Source organism: Aeromonas sp. FDAARGOS 1419, assembly GCF_019047045.1.
GTDB classification, from domain to species: Bacteria; Pseudomonadota; Gammaproteobacteria; order Enterobacterales; family Aeromonadaceae; genus Aeromonas; species Aeromonas veronii.
On sequence record NZ_CP077209.1, the window covers coordinates 4,051,773 to 4,067,231 of the forward strand.

At 62.7% G+C, this 15,459-nt stretch carries 12 protein-coding genes; 2 read left to right on the forward strand and 10 right to left on the reverse strand.

Translation table 11 applies throughout. The features are described 5' to 3' along the window. Positions 1-180 precede the first annotated feature (180 nt). From I6L49_RS18515 to I6L49_RS18545, 7 genes are all read right to left on the reverse strand, one after another. Entirely contained in the window at positions 181-2,937 is a 2,757-nt protein-coding gene (locus I6L49_RS18515) for a collagenase (RefSeq protein ID WP_216950104.1), read from the reverse strand. 260 nt (positions 2,938-3,197) lie between these two features. Continuing rightward, positions 3,198-4,598, reverse strand: coding sequence for an AMP-binding protein (locus tag I6L49_RS18520; RefSeq protein WP_216950105.1), 1,401 nt, complete (start codon positions 4,596-4,598; stop codon positions 3,198-3,200). Beyond that, positions 4,591-5,520 carry an o-succinylbenzoate synthase gene (gene menC, locus I6L49_RS18525; protein WP_216950106.1) on the reverse strand — a complete coding sequence of 310 codons (930 nt, stop codon included), beginning with the start codon at positions 5,518-5,520 and terminating at the stop codon, positions 4,591-4,593. Before menC ends, I6L49_RS18520 begins: the two co-directional genes overlap by 8 nt. Next, on the reverse strand, positions 5,520-6,368 hold the full coding sequence (gene menB, locus I6L49_RS18530) for a 1,4-dihydroxy-2-naphthoyl-CoA synthase (RefSeq protein ID WP_206525820.1): 849 nt from the start codon (positions 6,366-6,368) through the stop codon (positions 5,520-5,522). Before menB ends, menC begins: the two co-directional genes overlap by 1 nt. 122 nt (positions 6,369-6,490) lie before the next feature. After that, positions 6,491-7,288 (reverse strand): 2-succinyl-6-hydroxy-2,4-cyclohexadiene-1-carboxylate synthase, encoded by a 798-nt coding sequence (gene menH, locus I6L49_RS18535; RefSeq protein WP_216950107.1) that lies wholly within the window; start codon positions 7,286-7,288, stop codon positions 6,491-6,493. Further along, positions 7,248-9,005 carry a 2-succinyl-5-enolpyruvyl-6-hydroxy-3-cyclohexene-1-carboxylic-acid synthase gene (gene menD / locus I6L49_RS18540; RefSeq protein ID WP_216950108.1) on the reverse strand — a complete coding sequence of 586 codons (1,758 nt, stop codon included), beginning with the start codon at positions 9,003-9,005 and terminating at the stop codon, positions 7,248-7,250. Before menD ends, menH begins: the two co-directional genes overlap by 41 nt. 32 nt (positions 9,006-9,037) lie before the next feature. Continuing rightward, positions 9,038-10,360, reverse strand: coding sequence for an isochorismate synthase MenF (locus I6L49_RS18545; RefSeq protein ID WP_216950109.1), 1,323 nt, complete (start codon positions 10,358-10,360; stop codon positions 9,038-9,040). Between the two features lie 208 nt (positions 10,361-10,568). Here I6L49_RS18545 and I6L49_RS18550 point away from each other — a divergent pair, with 208 nt between their 5' ends. Next, the gene (locus I6L49_RS18550; RefSeq protein WP_216950110.1) at positions 10,569-11,474 is read left to right on the forward strand and encodes a 1,4-dihydroxy-2-naphthoate polyprenyltransferase; all 906 of its coding nucleotides are present in this window, start codon (positions 10,569-10,571) and stop codon (positions 11,472-11,474) included. Positions 11,475-11,549: 75 nt separating this feature from the next. Here I6L49_RS18550 and I6L49_RS18555 read toward each other — a convergent pair whose 3' ends face one another. Further along, a complete protein-coding gene (locus I6L49_RS18555) occupies positions 11,550-12,944 on the reverse strand; it encodes a PepSY domain-containing protein (RefSeq protein WP_216950111.1) in 1,395 nt (464 codons plus the stop codon). 268 nt (positions 12,945-13,212) lie between these two features. Between I6L49_RS18555 and I6L49_RS18560 the strand changes: the two genes are divergently transcribed. After that, the gene (locus I6L49_RS18560; protein WP_216950112.1) at positions 13,213-13,620 is read left to right on the forward strand and encodes a hypothetical protein; all 408 of its coding nucleotides are present in this window, start codon (positions 13,213-13,215) and stop codon (positions 13,618-13,620) included. Positions 13,621-13,647: 27 nt separating this feature from the next. Here I6L49_RS18560 and I6L49_RS18565 read toward each other — a convergent pair whose 3' ends face one another. Together I6L49_RS18565 and dbpA are read right to left on the reverse strand one after the other, a co-directional pair. After that, on the reverse strand, positions 13,648-13,938 hold the full coding sequence (locus I6L49_RS18565; protein ID WP_021231680.1) for a YkgJ family cysteine cluster protein: 291 nt from the start codon (positions 13,936-13,938) through the stop codon (positions 13,648-13,650). Between the two features lie 89 nt (positions 13,939-14,027). Further along, the gene (gene dbpA, locus I6L49_RS18570; protein WP_216950113.1) at positions 14,028-15,407 is read right to left on the reverse strand and encodes an ATP-dependent RNA helicase DbpA; all 1,380 of its coding nucleotides are present in this window, start codon (positions 15,405-15,407) and stop codon (positions 14,028-14,030) included. Positions 15,408-15,459 lie beyond the last annotated feature (52 nt).

The window sequence follows — 15,459 nt, forward strand, 5'->3', positions numbered from 1 at the left end:
GCGGTCAGGGTCTGAAGTTGGGAGTGGCTATCGGCATTCTATTACAACTCGGCCGCTGGCGTCAGGCTTGATAACGGGCGGGCACCTCATTCGGGCAGAGGTTGTCGCAGCAGAGGCCGGGAGATCGGGAGGATGAAGAGAGGGGCAGCGGTGGCAGCCCCTCTGGTCGGTGAAGGTTTATCAGTGGGCGGAGTCGTTACCCTTGCAGGCGTCTGACTCCTTGTTGGCTTGCCACCAGGGCAGCAGATCCCGGGCGAGCCACGCCTGATAGGCGTCGCTGTCGTTGGCGATCAGGCGGTCCAGCTCCCCTTCGAAGTCGCTCATCGCCTGCTGCCGATCCGGATTGCGCAGCGCTTGTGCCAGCGCCAGCCAGCTGGCGCCGCGACCGGTATCGTTGAGGAAGCGGTGCACGGTATAGGACCAGGAGTAGACCATCTCGCCACCCTGGTCGTAGTCAAGGTGGAGGATCGCCGCCAGTGTCGGACGCTGGTTGGCGGGGCGATTTGCCACGTTATCCAGACCTCGGGCAAAGCACTGGCCGTGGGCGATGTACTCTGCAATCCCCTCGGCCCACCAGGTAGTGCGGTTGAGCGGATAGTGGCCGAAGCTGCCGTACTGGTTGAAGCGGCCATCCAGATAGTGAACGTACTCGTGGCGCAGGTTCCACACCTGGAAGGCGGGGCGTTTCCACTCCGCCTCATAGGCGAAGAAGCGGGCCTGATTGCCGGGGCGAGCCGGATCCCCCTCGATATAGATGCCGCCATTGTCGGTGGAGACACCAAACAGCGCGCTGCCGTAGCGGCCCCAGTCGGCGGAGGAGTTGAAGATCACCAGCTCCAGCGCCTCGTTGTGATCATCGGCCACCGGTTGCCAGCCTGTCTCCATCTGCTGGTGGAAGCGCTGCTCTTCATCACCCAGCTCGCGGCAGATCCCTTCGGCCTGAGCCTGGGTCAGATCCTGAGCGCGCAGACGCAGGGTGGGTGAGCAGGTGTGCTCGAACGGCAGAATATCTTCCATGCGGATCGGGGTACAAAGCCCGGCGAACTCGCCGCTGACACAGGCTTCGCTGGTGCGATCCGTGTAGGTGAGGTAGTAGCTGGAGAGGGTCAGGGATACCTCTTCCAGCATGGCTGCCGGATGCTGGCCGCCCGGAACAAGCCCCTGCTGGCGCATGATGGCGATGACATCGCGATCCAGCTGTTGGCGATAGGCGATCGCCTTATCCGGGCTGGTGTGATGGAGGTAGCGCATCATCTGGTAGAGGCGGCTATGGGCATCGAGGATGTTGTTGAAGATAAACAGATCCCGTGAGCCATCGCGCTGTTTCCAGAGGGCCAGCTCGCTCAGGCCCAGTTGCAGCAGGCTCTGGCGCAATGCCGCCTCCTGTTGCAGCACAGCTGCGCTGAAGTCAGCCTGCTGACCGTAAGAGGCGCTCTGATCGACCAGATTGAGCAGCTCGAACAGGCCATCGGCCCAGGGTTTGTGGCCATTGAGCTGCGCCGCATGTTGCACCGCATAGCCGAGCGCCTGGTTGAGCTGGGCCAGCATGGGGGCGGCACTCTGGCGGAAGGCGGCTTGCCCAAGTTGTCCCTGCGCCGCTACGCTCCAGGCTTCCAGCACTGTGCCAGCCTGATCCTGCGGTTCAGCTCCCAGCAGCAATGGGTGGTTGAGCAGATCAATCATCACCCCGGCCAGAGCCCGGGCGGCCTGATCACTCTCTTTGCCAACGCCGCCGTGGTAGTTGTGGGCGCGCACATAATAGAGCAGCTTGTCCATTGCCGGATGGGTCGGCTGGTTGGCCGCCAGCAGGGCACGCATGCCGCGCACCACCGCCATCAGCTTGGCGTCATCGTGGCCGTAATCCGCCTGCCAGGCAGGGCTATTCTGGCCGCTCACGTCGGCCACCAGTTTGGCGGCATCGCTGTCGAGCAGATCCACATCGGGTTGCTCTGGCTCGGAGCAGAGACGACCGTTGGCGCGACGGCACTCCAGCTGCTCCTCCTTGCTGGCCAGCACGATGGGGCGATTGAGCACCCGGCTCTCCTGCCACTCTTTGCTCTCTGGCAGGGGTTGCCACTCGCCGCCAGCGACCGGGTATTGGTAACCGCTATCTTGCAACGTTACTTGAACCTCGCTGCCAGCGGGGATCACCTGACGGCAGATGCGATAGCGGATGGTGTTGCTCCCCTCCTTGCGCTCCTGCGGCTCATCACACTCCTGCTGAGGCGTGAGCTGATCCAGCTGCCACTGATAGCGGCGCCAGACGTGGATCTCGCTGACCTGAGCGGCCGCCTGACTGCCTGCCACCGGTTGCAGACGGAAGAAGATCTGCTCCAACCGGCCATCCCGCTCACTCGGGGTCTCTTCAAGTACCTGCAACTGCTGCCAATCCTGCGGTTGATAGTGCCACTCCGACTCGGCGCAGCGGCCCTGCGCGTTGAGTTCGCAGCGATCCAGCTCTCTTTCGCTCTGACCCAGGATGATGGCTTGCGGCAGCGGCAGACGATCCTGCCGCTGGGCGGTCGGCGTGCCCGCCAGTTGCTCCCAGCGACCCTGCTTGAGGCCATAACCAAAGTCATAACTGCTGGCCGGGATCAGCTTGCCCGCCGGAATCCGATCTTCACAGCGCACGAAGCGGATCCGCCAGCCCGCATCTACCTTGAGCTGCGGCTCGCCACACTGTTGCTCGGCCAGTGCGGCGAGATCGCTGCTCTGCCAGTCGAAGCGGCGGTAGACCCTAAGCTGCTGATAGGGTGCATTGCTGCTGCGCGCCTTGAGCTCGTAGGTGATCTCGGTGATGCGAGCGGCCAGTTGCCGACTCGATTCGCCAGTCAGCTGATACTGTCGCCAGCCGCTGGGGGAGTAGTTGGCCTGTGTTGAGGAGGCAAAAAGCAGAGGTGCTGCCAATAGCAGCCACCCGGAACCTGAACGATTCATTTTTATCCCTTGTTATTGTCTGCGTTGTAACCGATAGGCAATTTATAGGGATTCAAAAGAACATCAATGGTGATTTAAAAAAGATAAAAATCAATAAGATGTACTTTATATTTCGGGTGAGTGGTATGAGGGCGCTTCAGCAGTAGTAAAGGCTCACATGAGACATTCTCATGTATGGAGTGAAATCACGAAAATGGGAGCAACATCACATCCGGTTGCCGGTGTTACTCCCGTCGGTTGGGTCAACCACCGCTCTTCGGTTATTCAATGGCCCACTGTTGAAACAGTTTGCGCTGGGGTTTGAGATTACCGCCGAGATCGGGCCAGGGGAGCCAGCGGTCGGGCACCATAAAGCCGGGCAGGGTGGCGCGGATCCAGACTGCCAGCTCGGGGTAGGGAACCGGCTCGCCGTGCCAGTCGATAAAGGCGGCGGGGCGCTGGCCCCACTCGTCGCTTGGTACCGGCACCACCAGTGCCTGGGCGACGGCCGGGTGATCCACCAGCCGCTGCTCGATGGTCTCGGGCTGGATATTTTCGCCCCCCGAGATAAAGAGGTTGTCGAGTCGCCCCTCTACCACCAGTTCGCCGTTCTCGCTGAAGTGGCCCTTGTCGCGGGTATGAAACCAACCGTCAGCATCAAGGGGCAGATCGAGAGTTCCATCGCGGTAGTAACCGGCAAACAGGGTGGCGCCGCGCACGCAGATCTCCTGCTCCCTGATGCACACTTCCCGCCCCGGTAGCGGTTTGCCAACTACGCCTGCATCGCCGGGGATAGCGGTGCAGACCTGACTGCCCATCTCGGAGAGACCATAACTCACCTTGGGTTCGAGCCCCATGGCGCAGAGGCGGCTCACCAGCGGCTGCGGGATGGCGGCGCCACCGAGCAGCAGCTCGCGCAGGCGGGTACGGGCGGGGTCAAAACCCTCTGCCAGCAGTCGCCAGAGCTGGGTCGGCACCAGCGAGAGATGGGTAATGGGCTGCTGTTCAAGCCGCGCCTTGAGCGGCTGACTGCGATCGTCTAGCACCAACGTGGCGCCCGCCAGAAAGACCCGAAACAGGATGGCGTAGCCGCCCACATGGAACAGCGGCAGGGAGAGCAGCCAGCCGGACTTTTCATCGAGGGAAATGAGGGTGGCAGAGCCGCGTGCCGAGGCAAGGTGGTTGCAGAGCCGGTGCACCACCGCTTTCGGCGTGCCGCTGGAGCCGGAGGTGAGGATCATATTGTTGAGTTGGGTCGATTCCAGCGGCCACGCTTCCTCTCTTGCTGGCAGTTCGCGCGTGAAGTCGATCGGCAAGGGCTGCCAGTTGCCTGTCGGGATCTCCCCTGCCGACCAGAAGGCATCGGCATCGAGTTGCACCGCCAGCTCGCGCTGCTTTTCGAGAGGAAAGGCGGGGTTGAGCGGGCAGAACACCACGCCGCTGCGCACGCAGGCCCACGCCAGCAGCACATCTTCCAGCGCACCGCGCACCACCGCCGCCAGATGAGCGCCACGACGCACTCCGGCTTGTTCCAGCTGTTGGCACAGGCTGTTGAGGCGAGCATCGAGCTGGCGATAACTGAGAGGCGAGGCGGCGTGGATGGCAATGCGGTTCGGTGCTGTGATTGCCCGGTGGCGTACCGGGCAAGGTGTCTGTTCGGGTGAACGGGAAGGGTCAATCACGGTAATACAGTTGCTCCAGTCGGCTCAGATCCGGTTTGCCATCTTCCCCCAGCAGGTTGCCAGCCATCCAGCGGCGGGTATCCAGACCTGGTGCCTGTTCGGGAGCCCATTCGCCAGCCAGATGAAACAGCTGGTTCAGGCCCAGATCCGATTCGAAGCAGGAGGATATGATCACCTTGAGCCGCAGTTCGCGGGCGCGGGCGATCAGCGCTTCGCAGTTGGCCAGCGAACCGAGTAGGGTGGGTTTGAGTACCAGCGCTCGCAGTTGCGGGATCGGCTCCCACGGCTTGCCTTGCGCCAGCAGTTCGTCCAGCGCCACCGGCATGCCGGTGCGGTTGGCGACAAAGGCGATGTCGGCAAAGTCGGCGCAGGGGTCTTCCAGATACTCGATGCGATTCGGGTCGAGGTGGCCGCAGAAGGTCCACGCCTCCTCGCGGGTCCAGCCCTGGTTGGCATCCAGCACCAGCTTGAGGGAGGGGAGGCGATCGCACAGCAGGCGGATCAGCGCCAGCTCGTCACGCATCGGGTAGCGTGCCACCTTCAGCTTGGCCTTGCCGGGCGTGCGGTGCAGCCACTCTTTCCAGTTGCGCAGCAGCTCCTGGGGGGAGCCTTGAATGAGGGGATAGGGCTCCGGCAGCGGGTTGCGCTGCTCGGGCCATGTCCGGCGCGCGCAGTCGAGGCCAAATTGCACCGACGGCAGCACGGGGTTCGGGGTGTCGCCGGCGGCCAGGGCCGCCAGCGCGGCAAGGGCTTCTGCCTCTGCCTGTTGCAGGCTCTCTTTCGAGAAGCCGGGCAGGGGGGCGATTTCCCCCCAGCCGTCGTTGATGCGCACCAACAGCCCCTCTCGCGCCACCTCCACCTTGCCGTGAAAGGTCAGGGGCTGGGTAAAAGGCAGTTGATAGCGATACAGGGCTAGTGTCATCAGGGGTTCCGCTTGTATTTGGAGAAGTCGGGGCGACGCTTTTCGTTGAACGCGTTGCGGCCTTCCTGACCCTCTTCGGTCATGTAGAACAGCATGGTGGCATTGCCCGCCAGCTCCTGCAAGCCTGCCTGACCATCACAGTCAGCGTTGAGCGCCGCTTTCAGACAACGCAGCGCCATCGGGCTGTTTTGCAGCATTTCGCGGCACCAGCGCACGGTTTCACGCTCCAGATCCGCCAGCGGCACGACGGTGTTGACCAGACCCATGTCGAGGGCTTGCCGGGCGTCGTACATGCGGCAGAGGAACCAGATTTCGCGGGCTTTCTTCTGGCCGACGATGCGAGCCATGTAGGAAGCACCCCAACCGCCGTCGAAGGAGCCTACTTTCGGGCCGGTCTGGCCAAACTGGGCGTTGTCGGCGGCGATGGTCAGGTCACACATCATGTGCAGCACGTGGCCGCCACCGACCGCGTAGCCCGCTACCATGGCAACCACAGGTTTCGGGCAGGTGCGGATGTCGCGCTGGAAGTCGAGCACGTTGAGGTGGTGAGTTCCCTCGTCATCGCGGTATCCACCGTAGTCGCCACGGATCTTCTGGTCGCCGCCGGCGCAGAAGGCTTTCTCGCCAAAACCGGTCAGGATGATAGTGCCGATCTGATCGTCATAACGGGCATCGGCCAGCGCCTGCAGCATCTCTTTGACGGTACGGGGGCGGAAGGCGTTGCGCACCTGGGGACGGTTGATGGTGATCTTGGCAATGCCATCGTTGGACTTGTGATAGAGGATGTCCTCGTAACCGGCGGAGCAATCCTGCCACTCAACCGGAGCGTACAGTTCCGCTTCCGTCATTGCTTCAATCATGGTTTTTTCCTTCTGATCTGGGAGAGTGCAGTTGAGCACCGAGTTGAACTCTGAGTTGAGCAATCCTGGCATGTTGAACAGGTGCATACAGTTCAGCTTCCGTCATTGCTTCAATCATGACTCGTCTCTTCTTGTTGGTTGACCCACTCCGCGAGGAGTCGGGCAAAGTTATCAGGCTGATGGGCATGCAGATTATGGCCGCCATCCAGCACCAAGTGGTTGATTCTGCGATCCTGGTTCGCCAGCTGGCAAGCCAGCTGATGGAATTTGTGATCCCGCTTGCCACTCACATAAGTAACCGGCAGCTGGCTCGCCATGAGCCAGGGGGAGAGATCCGGCTGCTTGCCGAGCGAAGTGGCGCGCAGCATGGTGGCGATGCCCTGACCGTCGTTGCCAAGGCGGCTGGCGATCTGGCGGGCCCGGGCCGCATCGTCAAGATCGGCAAACACCCCTTGCCGGTACCAATCTGCCAGCACGTCAGCCAGTGGTTCCTGCTCAAAGCGCCGCGCCCACTGTTCATCGTGCTGGATGCGGGCGGCCCGTTCACAGGCCGGTAGTCCCGGGTTGCAGTTCTCCAGTAGCAGCCCCTGCAGCCCGGCTGGCTCGCGGCTGGCGTGATAGAGGGCCAGTCGCCCACCCAGCGAGTAACCCGCCAGCAGATAGCGTTCAATGTTGCGGCTGGCCAGCTCGGCGACCAGCCACTGGTGGCTCTGCTCAAAGTCGCTGACGTTGAGAGCGCTATGCTGGCCGTGGCCCGGCAGGTCGAGGGCGATGCAGCGGATGGCGGGCAGCCGGTCGATCACCGGTTGCCAGTCGCCGCCATCCCCCAGCAGACCGTGCAGCAGCACCAGCGGCACATGGGCATTTTTATTTGCCACGGATGGCGGCCCCCAGCGCCTTGAGATCATCGGCCACCTGCTCGCTCGGCACCCGGATCTCGATCAAGGTAACGCCATGTTGGAGGGCGGCGCTGTAATCGCGTTCGAACTCGGGCAGGGTGGTCGGCGCCCGATAGGCGAGACCAAACATGGCTGCAGCATGTTCAAAACTGAGGCCGTGGGGCAGCCGGTAGTAGCTCTCCAGCAGCTCCCCTTCGGTGGGCACCGGCAACATACGAAAGATGCTGCCGCCATCGTTGTTGAGCAGGATCACCACCAGCGGTCGGCTCGCCTTGCTGAGCAGGGCGAGGCTATTGAGATCGTGCAGGGCGCTGAGATCCCCAAGCAGCAGGGTGGTGGGCTCATCGCTGCCCGGCTCTATCGATTGGGCAAACCCGTAGGCGGTGGCGATCAGGCCATCGATGCCGGAGGCGCCGCGGTTGGTCATCACCCGGCTCGGCCCCTTGCCCGTTTCGCCGAGCATATCCATCAGTCGTGCCGGCATGCTGTTGCCGACAAACAGCTGTCCTTCGATAAGGGAATTGAGGCGATGGCAGACCCCAAGTTCGGAGAAGTGCTCGCAGGCAGCGGCGATCTGCTGGCTGGCGTTGTATTGCCGCTCGGCCAATGTGTGCCAAGGGGCTTGTGTGGTGACCGGATGGGCCGCAGCAAAGGCGCTGGCACTGCAGAGCAGCCGGTTGCGCAGCCGGTAGTCGGGATCCAGCCGCGCCGGTTGCGGATCCACCAGCCAGTAATCCTGCCATGAATGGTGCTTGATGAACTGGCCGAGCCGCTTGGAAACAAGCCGCGCGCCAAATTGCAGCAGCACCTCGGCGCGGCCCAGCTCGGCGACGAATTCAGGGTCGTTGAGCGCCATATCCATATGGATGAGGTTGCGGCTGTCGAAGCGGATCTGGCTCTGCAGATCTGCCAGCAACGGCCAGCCAAGTTGCTCTGCCAGTTCGGCGACCACCTGTGCCTGTTCGGGGTCAGTGATCCTGCCGGCGACAATAATGCCGTGCTGTTGCCGAAAGGTTTCCCACTCCGCCTGAGGTGGGCAGCTCGGCTCGCTTTGCTGCCACGGGCTCCAGGGCTTGTGCGAGCCGAGCCAGTCACCGAGGGGGGCCAGATAGTCGGAGAAATCCTGATAGTGCTCGCCCGGATAGAGGGGCTCGGGGTACATGCAGTTGAAGTGCACCACCCCGGGGGTGAGCACCTGCTTGGCCAAGGCTTGGTCCACCGAACTCAGCACAAACGCCGCCGGAATGGTCGGGGTGGGGCTCGGCAGGTTCTGCTGATAGACGGGGTAGCGGCCGAAGATCCCCTGCTGGTCGATCGCCTGATTGGCGCCGTTGTCGATAAGCTCGTGAGGGCGATCGGCGGAGAGAATAATCAGCGGCACGCCGGTGAGCTGGGCCTCTGCCACGGCGGGCCAGAGGTTGGCCACCGCAGTACCCGAGGTCATGATCACCGCCACCGGCCGGTTGCTCCCCTTGGCCAGCCCCAGCGCCATAAAGCCGAGACCGCGCTCGTCAAAGTGCAGGTGACGACGAAAGCCCTGATGGGCCGCAGCCGCCATGGTCAGCGGCGCAGAGCGGGAGCCGGGGGCCAGCGCGATGTCGCGCACCCCGAGGCGAAAGAGCTCCTCCAGCAAGAGGGAGGACCAGACGTGGTTGAAGGTGGCGTGCTGGCTCGAAAACGGGGTGCAGGCAAACTCTTCGCTGGCAGGCTCTTTACGGGTGGGCATAGGGGCTCTCGTAGCGTGAAAAGGGTGAATGACTATCCCAGCAGGGAGAGCACATTGGCGATCTTGTTGTCGAGCTCGGCCCACTCGGCGACAGGCTCGGAACCGGCGACAATGCCGGCACCGGCAAACAGGGTGACGCTGCCCGGCTGAATGCGGGCGCTGCGAATGGCGACCGAGAACTCGGACGTCTCCCGGCTCAGCATGCCGCAGGCACCGGCGTACCAGCCCCGATCATAGGGCTCGAACTCGCGGATAAAGGCGAGCGCTGCCTCGCGCGGGGCACCACCCACCGCCGGCGTCGGGTGGAGGGCGTCGAGCAGCTGCCAGTCGCAGACCCCGGGCTTGAGCTCGGCTTCGATATCGCACTTGAGGTGTTGCAGCAGCCGCAGTTTGAGAATGCGCGGCTCGGTCAGGGTGGCATCGTGGGTCAGTGGCGCCAGACGGCTGAGGATGTCGGCATGTACCAGCCGGTTCTCCAGCCGGTTCTTGCTGTCGGCCAGCAGCTCGGCGGCCAGTTGGGCATCCACCTCTTCATCGCCGGAGCGGCGGATGGTGCCCGCCAGCGCCTCGGTAAAGAGGTGGCGATCTTCCCGGCGGTAGAGCCGCTCGGGAGAACAGGCGATAAAGGCCTGCTCGGGGGAGAATTGAAAACCGAAGTGGAAGCAGTCCTGGGCGTGGCGGGCCCACTGGTCGAGCATGGCCCAGGGATTGATATCCGCATCGTGGTTCGGACTGGTCAGCAGGCTCTCCCGCGACAGCACCACCTTGGGGGTGTGGGCCTGAAAATCGGGGGCTGTGACGCGCTCCACCAGCGTCTGCCACTGGGCGGGGCCGGGGCAATCCTGTCGCTGCCAGGGCTGCTTTTGCAGGGCGGGCAGCGGGGCTTCCGGGCGCAGGGCATCGAGGGCGGCTTCTGCCTCCTGCAGTTCGGCCTCGAGATTGTTTTCATCCAGCCAGAGGTTGAGGCAGAGGCTGACGCACTCGCCACGGCGCACCAGCTCGATGCGGGGCAGCACGAAACGGCAGGGGCTAAACCCTTGCCAGCCTGATTGGGCCGGATCAAACGCCAGTCCGCCATAGTAGCGAGGGCTGTCGTCATGATGCTGGTTGGCTGTGTTAGTGCACACCTGCTTGATGGCGTGCGGCTCGGTCAGTTCATGGATGGCGCCCAGCGCGACATACTCGGGACGAGCCTCTCCACGGGCCTGCCAGTAGATGCGGGGATAGAGGGTTTGCGCCGCGAGCCAGCCCAGAAAGGAGCGGATTTCGATCGCCACTCGCAACCGTACGAAGCCGCTGACGTTGCTGTGACGCAGGGCGTCCAGTTGTTGCTTGATATGGGTCTGAGCCAACATGGATTCTTGTCTGAGCCGGGTAGTAACGAGCGATCCGGTAGCTGGATGCCGTAGGTTTATGCCAAAGGGCGATGATTTCCTATATATTATCTGCCCATTCGTCCATGTAAATCGCCCGCGGGAGCTTCACTCTCCGGGGCCAAGTATACCCAAATCCGGTTCGATAACCCTTAACACGATCAATATCCGATTGTTTGGCCATCACAAAATGACAAATACCTTCTCTGTTTGGTTGCTGGCGGCGCGTTTGCGAACACTGCCGCTCGCCTGCTCTTCCATCCTGCTGGGCTCGGGGCTGGCTGCCAGTCGTGGCGCTTTCGATGGCACCATCATGGCGCTCTCCCTGCTGACCGCCATCTTGCTGCAGATCCTCTCCAATCTGGCCAACGATTACGGCGATGCGGTCTCCGGCGCCGACAACGGCGAGCGGATCGGCCCACAGCGGGCGGTGGTCTCCGGTCTTATCACCAAAAAGCAGATGTGCGTGGCGATGGGGCTGACTGCGCTGGCGGCGGTGGCCAGTGGCCTGCTGCTGCTGGGCTGTGCCTTTGGTGGCCAGTGGCTGCAGATTTTGGCATTTGTGGTACTGGGTGGCGCGGCCATTGTCGCGGCGGTGACCTACACGGTCGGCAAGACTCCCTACGGTTATCGCGGGTTTGGCGATATCTCGGTGTTCTTATTCTTCGGCCTGCTCGGGGTGCTCGGCTCCTACTACCTCTTCACCAAGACGCTGGAGTGGGATCTGCTGCTGCCCGCCACCGCCTGTGGCCTGCTGGCAACCGCCGTGCTCAATATCAACAATGTGCGCGACATCGAGACCGACGCCGCCAGCGGCAAGATCACCCTGGCGGTGCGCCTTGGCCGCAACCGCGCCATCGCTTATCACTGGGTACTGTTGGGGGCGGCGTTGCTGGCAACCATCTCCTTTATCCTGATCCAGCCCGCCAGCTTCTGGCCGTGGATCTTCCTGCCCGCCATGAAGCCCCTCAGCGATGCGGCCCGCACCTTGCGCGAAAGCTACGATGGCGAGGTGCTGACCGGTGCCCTCAAGAAGACCGCCATCAGCGCCTTTCTGTTCAGTCTGCTGCTCTCCCTCGGGTTGGCGCTCTCCTGACAGCTGGTCGCAGCTCGCCAAGGCGAATAATGAAAAGGGCTCCCGAGATGGGAGCCCTTTTTGGTTTTGGCCGGTTTAGCTGGCTCGAGCCACTTTGAGCATGCGGCGGGAGAAGAGCAGGGTATCCAGCAGCCAGATGGCGACCATGGAGGCGCCGACCAGCGGGAAGGCGATCCCCAGCAAAATGAGCAGGGCGATGGCACCGCGCATCGGCGGGAGTTTGGTGGGCAGTGGCGGCGCGGCGAGACGGCCCTGCGGACGGCGGCACCACCAGATCCACAGACCACTCACAGCGCTGGCCAGCACCATCAGGCAGATAAGCAGCATGGCGAGCTGATGGGGCCAGCCGTAGAGCTTGCCCATGTGCAGCATGACGCCACTCTCTACCGTCTTGGCGACCGGGCCGTAATCCTGCCAGCGCACATCGGCCAGCACCTTGCCGCTGTATTGATCGATATGCAGGGTGGCGTCGTTGCGCGGATCGTCGGCAAACAGGGCGATGGTGTAGATGCCGGTGGCGCCGACCGGCGGGGTGATGCTGTAACCCGGTTGGACTCTCCGCTCATGGGCGATCTCGACCACCTGTTGCAGCGGGATCCGCTGGCTGGCCATCACCATTCCCTCGTGCTCGGCGTGGTTCATGGCACCGTGATCGTGCCCCTCATCGACCGGCTGCGAGCTGGGCATAGGGGTGTTCTCAACCGCCCAGGGGACGGTTTGCTCATGGGCCTGATTCAGAGTGCGGGCCAGCGGTGCCGACTTGGGCACCTCATTCCACATGGCGGCTGGGAAGCGGTTCCAGACTGCGGCAAACTGATCGCCCCAGAAGCCGGTCCAGGTCATGCCGCTCAACAGCAACAGCAGCAGGAAACCGGCGCCCCAGAAGCCGACCACGGCGTGCAGATCCCGCCACCAGAGGCGTCCGCGCAGGCTTATTCTGGGCCAGAGAATACCGCCCACCCCGGGCCCCTTGCGTGGCCACCAGAGGTAGAGGCCGCTCAGCAGCAGTACCAGCCCCCAGCCTGCAGACAGCTCTATCAGCCGATCCCCCGTGGTGCCGAGCAGCAGGTCGGCGTGCAGGGAGCGAGCCACCGCTTGCAGATTCCACTTGTTGTCCATGGTGCCGAGCAAGGCGCCGCTGGCGGGATCCATAAACAGGGTCAGCTCTTGCTCACCCCGATTGACGATGAACTGAGCGCTCAAGTCGGGAGCGGCAGGCGGCAGGTATTTGCGCAGGCTGGCATCGGGCATGGTCATCATCGCCTTGGCCAGCAGCTGGTCGGCACTCAGGGTCTGGCTGGCTGGGGTGACCTTTATCAGCTCGGGGTACATCAGGTTGTCGAGCTGGGGTTTGAACAGATAGACGATCCCGGTCAGTGACAGCAGGATCAGGAAAGGGGCGACAAAGAGACCGGCGTAGAAGTGCCAGCGCCAGATCCGTTGGTAATGACTCGAGTCCCTGTTTTTCATTGCACATCCTTGTTGGGGTGCCAAACCTTTCGGCTGGTGGAATGTTTGTGGCGGCGCGGATAATAGCAGTAACGTTTCGTTAACTGCAATCACACATCTTGAGATCGGTTCGGTGCGGGATGTCGGTAACATGAGGTGCCAACGGTTTGCCGGATAGGATGAGCACGCTTTGGGAAAAGCCTGTTTGCTGCTGGACTTTTCCTTATAAATTATTACCTTGTGGTAACAATTTGCAGGCGATGGTGGTGGTAACGGAATGGGAGCAGTCATGCAGCCACATGGGCAATTTGACATGGAGCGCAGGGGTCAGATGCTGATCTGCCGCCCGAGTGGCCCCTTCAATCTGGCTGGTGCCATGGCCTATGAGGCGCGCTTTCGTCACGAACTGGCCGGATTGATGGATGGCCCCTGGGGGATTGTCGAGGTCGCGACCGAGTTTGAAGCGGCCGGGCCCGAGGTGCTGGCCCGTTTTCGTCGCCAGTTTGGCTGGTGTGCCGAGAGTGGCTGTCAGTTTCTGGCGGTGGTTTTCGTAGGGGGCTTCAAGCGCTATCTGGCGGATAACATCTTCAAGGGATTGCCCTTTCGGGCGGTACGTTACTTCGAGCAGGAGGCTGCGGCCATCCAGTGGCTGGGGGAGCAGCTCAACACCACTCCCTGCGAACCGACAGGTGCTTGACCACCCCGCATCCTGGCTGGCTCGGATTCATTCCAGCTTGATAAACCACTTGTCCCGTTCGTCAACGCAGTCGGGTTCACCCATTTCGAATTCGCGGCAGATCAGCGGTCGCACCTCGTAGATACGGCACATCATGGTGTTGCGGTCGAGGGCGGCGCACCAGCCATCGTCCAGCCGGCGCATAACCGGTATCTCGCCTTCCCGTTCCAGTACATAACGGTCCGGCACGCCGGTATCGGTAAAGAGCATCACTTCGAGGCGGCAGCAGCAGGCTTCGCAGTTCTGGCAGCTCACTTCGGTTTGGATTGCTTGGGTCATGGTGCCTGTCTTGCCGCATGGCGGCATCGGAGATATGAAACAGGCGCCTGTCAGGCGCCTGTGGTCTGGCTAACGGCTTGCAAAGAACCTTAGCCCAGTTTGCGGGCGCGGTAGCTGCGACCCTTGATCTTGCCTTCCTGCAACCGCTTGAGGGCGGCGCTCGCCACGCTGCGCTTCACCGCGACGTAGGAGTACTGTTCGGAGATCTGGATCTTGCCCACGCCGGCGCCGGCAATGCCGCCTTCACCGGTCAGGGCGCCCAGAATGTCACCGGCCCGCACCTTGGTCTTGCGGCCTGCATCGATGGAGAGGGTCACCATCTGCGGGGCGATCGGCTTGATGTCGCGGCCGATGCTGTCGAGATCACCCAGCGGCATCGGGGCCTGCTGGTACTCTTCGATAAAGTTGACGCGCTGGGCCTCGTTCGGCTGATAGAGGCTCAGGGCCAGACCCTGTTGGCCGGCACGGCCGGTACGGCCGATGCGGTGCACGTGCACTTCCGGATCGTAGGTCAGCTCGTAGTTGATGACGGCGCCCAGCTCCTTGATGTCGAGACCGCGGGCCGCCACATCGGTGGCCACCAGAATGGTGGCGCTGCCGTTGGCAAAGCGCACCAGCACCTGATCCCGCTCGCGTTGTTCCAGATCGCCGTTTAGCGCCAGCGCCGAGAAGCCCTTGGCGGCTAAGTGGTCGGCCACGTCGTTACAGGCGCGCTTGGTGTTGCAGAACACCACGCAGGAACTTGGCTGGTAGTGGCTCAGCAGCCAGGTGAGGGCGTCGAGGCGCTGACCGGCAGGCACTTCGTAGAGCTTCTGTTCGATGGCGCTCCCCTCGTGCAGGGACTCCACGCTCACCTCGACCGGATTGCGCTGCACGCCGCGGCTCATCTGGGCGATCCCTTCCGGATAGGTCGCGGAGAAGAGCAGGGTCTGACGCTGCTGGGGGGCATAGCTGATGACCCGGTTGATATCTTCGCCAAAGCCCATGTCCAGCATGCGATCCGCTTCGTCCAGCACCAGCGTCTTGAGGCCGGAGAGTTCCAGCGTGCCTTGCTCCAGATGCTTGAGAATACGACCCGGGGTGCCAACGGCGATGTGGGCACCAAAGCTCAGGGTGGCGGACTGCGGTGCGGTCGGGGTACCGCCGCACAGGGTGACCAGCTTGACGTTGGGCAGGGCACGCGCCAGACGACGGATCTCCTGAGCCACCTGATCCGCCAGTTCGCGGGTCGGGCAGAGCACCAGCGCCTGCACTTCGAGGCGGTTGACGTTGAGCTTGGCCAGCAGGCCGAGGCCGAAGGCGGCGGTCTTGCCGCTGCCGGTTTTTGCCTTGGCGATCAGGTCTTTGCCATCGAGCACCAGGGGCAGGCTCTGGGCCTGGATCGGGGTCATCTGCAGGTAACCCAGGCTGATGAGGTTCTCTTGCAGGGCGGGGGAGAGATTGAGGCTGCTAAATTCGCTGTTGTTCACAAAAGGACTCTATTTCGGAGAAAACGGGGATGCGCGAGCGCTAAGGCCGCGC

Bases quoted from the DNA above. Each gene is read 5' to 3' on its own strand.
- I6L49_RS18515 (WP_216950104.1), bottom strand. From the start codon at position 2,937: ATGAATCGTTCAGGTTCCGGGTGGCTGCTATTGGCAGCACCTCTGCTT.
- menC (WP_216950106.1), bottom strand. From the start codon at position 5,520: ATGACACTAGCCCTGTATCGCTATCAACTGCCTTTTACCCAGCCCCTG.
- menB (WP_206525820.1), bottom strand. From the start codon at position 6,368: ATGACGGAAGCGGAACTGTACGCTCCGGTTGAGTGGCAGGATTGCTCC.
- menH (WP_216950107.1), bottom strand. From the start codon at position 7,288: ATGATCTCAAGGCGCTGGGGGCCGCCATCCGTGGCAAATAAAAATGCC.
- menD (WP_216950108.1), bottom strand. From the start codon at position 9,005: ATGCCCACCCGTAAAGAGCCTGCCAGCGAAGAGTTTGCCTGCACCCCG.
- I6L49_RS18545 (WP_216950109.1), bottom strand. From the start codon at position 10,360: ATGTTGGCTCAGACCCATATCAAGCAACAACTGGACGCCCTGCGTCAC.
- I6L49_RS18550 (WP_216950110.1), top strand. From the start codon at position 10,569: ATGACAAATACCTTCTCTGTTTGGTTGCTGGCGGCGCGTTTGCGAACA.
- I6L49_RS18555 (WP_216950111.1), bottom strand. From the start codon at position 12,944: ATGAAAAACAGGGACTCGAGTCATTACCAACGGATCTGGCGCTGGCAC.
- I6L49_RS18560 (WP_216950112.1), top strand. From the start codon at position 13,213: ATGCAGCCACATGGGCAATTTGACATGGAGCGCAGGGGTCAGATGCTG.
- I6L49_RS18565 (WP_021231680.1), bottom strand. From the start codon at position 13,938: ATGACCCAAGCAATCCAAACCGAAGTGAGCTGCCAGAACTGCGAAGCC.